Source organism: Nocardiopsis alkaliphila YIM 80379 (assembly GCF_000341005.1).
In the GTDB taxonomy this organism is placed as follows: domain Bacteria; phylum Actinomycetota; class Actinomycetes; order Streptosporangiales; family Streptosporangiaceae; genus Nocardiopsis; species Nocardiopsis alkaliphila.
Map to the genome: position 1 here is coordinate 1 of NZ_ANBD01000190.1, position 3,183 is coordinate 3,183.

At 68.0% G+C, this 3,183-nt stretch carries 3 protein-coding genes and 1 pseudogene; 3 read left to right on the top strand and 1 reads right to left on the bottom strand.

The features are described from left to right. Both D472_RS29240 and D472_RS0124175 read left to right on the top strand, forming a co-directional pair. Positions 1-147: pseudogene (locus tag D472_RS29240) on the top strand (energy-coupling factor transporter transmembrane protein EcfT); the annotation flags it as partial. Between the two features lie 143 nt (positions 148-290). Continuing rightward, positions 291-1,277 carry a serine hydrolase gene (locus D472_RS0124175; RefSeq protein ID WP_017607008.1) on the top strand — a complete coding sequence of 329 codons (987 nt, stop codon included), beginning with the start codon at positions 291-293 and terminating at the stop codon, positions 1,275-1,277. Positions 1,278-1,389: 112 nt separating this feature from the next. Here the strand turns inward: D472_RS0124175 and fabG are convergent, their stop codons facing one another. Next, positions 1,390-2,148 carry a 3-oxoacyl-ACP reductase FabG gene (fabG, locus tag D472_RS0124180; RefSeq protein WP_026118027.1) on the bottom strand — a complete coding sequence of 253 codons (759 nt, stop codon included), beginning with the start codon at positions 2,146-2,148 and terminating at the stop codon, positions 1,390-1,392. Between the two features lie 318 nt (positions 2,149-2,466). Between fabG and D472_RS0124185 the strand changes: the two genes are divergently transcribed. After that, positions 2,467-2,964 (top strand): ATP-binding protein, encoded by a 498-nt coding sequence (locus tag D472_RS0124185; protein ID WP_017607010.1) that lies wholly within the window; start codon positions 2,467-2,469, stop codon positions 2,962-2,964. Positions 2,965-3,183: the final 219 nt, after the last annotated feature.

Below are 3,183 nucleotides of genomic sequence, written 5' to 3' on the forward strand. Positions count from 1 at the left end.
GACGGTTATCGGGCCCGAGGGCTGCGAGGCCGCCCGTACCTGTTGGTGGTGCCGGTGATCGTGCATCTGCTCAGAACGGCCGAGGCGACCGGTGAGGCCCTGGTGGCGCGGGGGGTCGATGAGGAGGCCCGTACCGCGCGCTCGTGACGTGGCGATGCGGTTTGGGGGCTCGGTACCGATTCAGTATCGGGTGGGTGATTTGTGGGTTCTGTCCGTGGATAATGCCGACACGGCCCCGGTCCTCGGGTCCCGAGCCCACGTCCCCTCGCCGCACATGAACCGGTGATCGCGTGCCTTGGCGTTTGCCCGCCCAAAGACGAGTCTGGTCCCTGGCCACGTCCGTCCTCCTCGCCCTGTGTCTCCTCCCGACCCTGCCCGGGGCGACCTCGGCCGGTGCCGTCGCGGTGACTCCCCAGCCGTCCACGCTCGCCCGGCTGGTCGAAACGGTTCCCCATCCCTTGGTGCCGTTCGCCCCCATCACCGCCCCGGCCACCGGTGGCTCCGCCCTCACCCCCGACGAACGCGCGGCGCTCGACGAACGGATCGCGGCCCTGGGCGAGGGCGTGGAGTTGGGCGTCGCGGTCCAGGACCTGCGCACCGGAACGACCTACAGCCACAACGCGGGCGAACGCTTGCCCAGCGCGAGCGTGGCCAAGCTGACCGTGCTGGCCATGCTGCACCTGCGCGCCGCCGAGGAGGGGCGTGGACTCACCTCCGTCGAGCTCGCCCAGGCCGAGGTGATGATCCGCTACAGCGACAACGACGTCACCGATGGTCTCTACGCGCGCATGGGATTCACCGATGGGTTCGTGCGCCACGCCCAGGCCCTGGGGTTCACCGGCACCGAGCCCCATCCCAAAGGTTCATGGGGCTCGACCATGACCACCCCCGCCGACCAGATCCGGTTGCTGCGCGCCCTGTACACGGACGAGGGGCCGCTGACCGATGACGCTCGCGCCCACATTCGCGGCCTGATGGAGTCGGTCGCTCCCGAACAGGCCTGGGGCGTGTCCGCCGCCGCCTCGGCCGGCGACCTGGTGGGACTCAAGAACGGTTGGACCCCGCGCGAGTCCAACGGTGGCCTGTGGAACATCAACAGCGTCGGCTACGTGGTGGGCCAGGACCGTGAATACCTGATCGCGGTGATGTCGGACCGGCACACCGACTACGTCACCGGGACCGCGCTGGTGGAGGAGTTGGTCGCCGAGGTCGTGCGGACCCTGGAGGCCCCGGCCCCGCACGAGGAGGCCACCTTCGCCGGTGCCCCGCCCCATTGAGGGACCCTTGTCATCGGCGGTGCCTTCTCCGGGGCCCGCGAAGGACACGACGCGCCCCCGCCGACCGCCGGACCTGGATCCGGGGCGACGGGGGCGCGCTCGCTGGGACGAATCAGTCCAGCGGCCCACCGGCCACGTACAACACCTGGCCGGACACGAAGCCCGCGTCCTCACCGGTGAAGAACGCCACCGCGTTGGCGATGTCCTCGGGCAGACCCACGCGCTGTACGGGGATCTCGGCCGACTTGAAGGCCTTCATGTCGTCGTACTCGATCCCGATCCGCTCGGCGGTGGCGCGGGTCATCGCGGTCTCGATGAACCCGGGGGCCACCGCGTTGCAGGTGACACCGAACTTGCCCAGCTCGATGGCCAGGGTCTTGGTGAAGCCCTGTAGACCGGCCTTGGCCGCCGAGTAGTTGGCCTGGCCGCGGTTGCCCAGCGCCGAGGAGCTGGACAGGTTCACGATCCGGCCCCACTTGGCGGCGGTCATGTGGGCCTGGGCCGCCTTGCTCATCAGGAACGTACCGCGCAGGTGGACGTTCATGACGGTGTCCCAGTCCTGGGGGGACATCTTGAACAGGAGGTTGTCGCGGAGCACCCCGGCGTTGTTGACCAGGATCGTGGGCGGGCCGAGCCGTTCGGCCACGGTGTCGACCGCGGTGTCCACCTGGTCGGGGTCGGAGACGTCGCAGCCCACCGCGATGGCCTTACCACCGTCGGCGGTGATGCGGTCCACGACCTCCTGGGCGTCGGACTCCTTCAGATCCAGTACGGCGACGGCGCGACCTTCACGGGCCAGGCGCTCGGCGGTACCGGCGCCGATGCCACGGGCCGCGCCGGTCACGATCGCCACACGAGGCGTTGGGGACATGGACTTACCTCCATTGATCACGTGGTGGGCGCGGAAGGATCCTATCGGCATGCCTACTGGTCGGTACGTACCCGGGTGCGCTCGAAGGGCCACACCGAAGGCGGCGGCTCGAATGTTCTCTCGCGCGTGTCACGGCCCTCACCAGGGCGAACGCAAAGCTTTCGCTCCGTTGTCGTCGTTTGCCTGCGAGTGATGAGGGCTTGGCTTACGATTACGGAACAAGAACGGGATGCACGTGCATTCGGCACGTGCAACAGCACGAGCCTCCCTGCCGCTTCGGTGGCCTGGGCACAGCGCGTCAGTGAGGAGTTGAAGGGCATGGAGTGCGCGGAGGCGGTGGCCGAGCCGGCGGGCGCCTGGTGGCTCAAGGTCCTGACACACGGGTCTCGGCGTTGGGGGACACCCGTGTGCGGTGACCGGCACGACGCCGTCACGTGGACCTTCCAGCCCCGGCCGCGTGCGGTGGCCACGGCCCGCGAGATTTCTCAGGCACTGCTTCTGGAATGGCGGATGCAGAGACTATCCGACGATGTTACGGTCGTCGTTTCCGAATTGGTCACCAATGCGGTTCGTCACGGCGGTCCGGTGGCCTTGACCAGGCAAGGGGAGGGCGGTATTCAACTCTCCCTCATGCGCAGCGGTAGTGAATTCATCTGCGCGGTCCGTGATGGTGGAGATCACTTGCCGTGTAGAAGGGAACCCGACGCCGCTGCGGAAGGTGGCCGAGGGCTTGCCCTGGTGAGTGCTTTCGCGCGAGAGTGGGGTGTGATTCCCACGCCGCCCGGTGGAAAGTTCGTTTGGGCGCAATTCGTGTGAGCCGATGGCGGGGAGAGTTGTCCGAGGCCGTGCCGATCATGGTGGGGGTCGGCCGTGCTTCGGGCCGCACCGTGGAGGGATGGGGTGGGGTGTGCGTACGTCCCCGTGAGGTGCGCGACACACTGTCGATATCGTGTAGGTATGGTGACCCGGTTACGCAGCAAAGGGAACCGGACGAACAGATACCCTTGTGCGGAGAATGAAGAGAGGCGGCGAAGG

What these genes read in the sequence shown, in the direction of transcription:
- fabG (WP_026118027.1), bottom strand. Translation starts at nt 2,148, where the DNA reads ATGTCCCCAACGCCTCGTGTGGCGATCGTGACCGGCGCGGCCCGTGGC.
- D472_RS0124185 (WP_017607010.1), top strand. Translation starts at nt 2,467, where the DNA reads ATGGAGTGCGCGGAGGCGGTGGCCGAGCCGGCGGGCGCCTGGTGGCTC.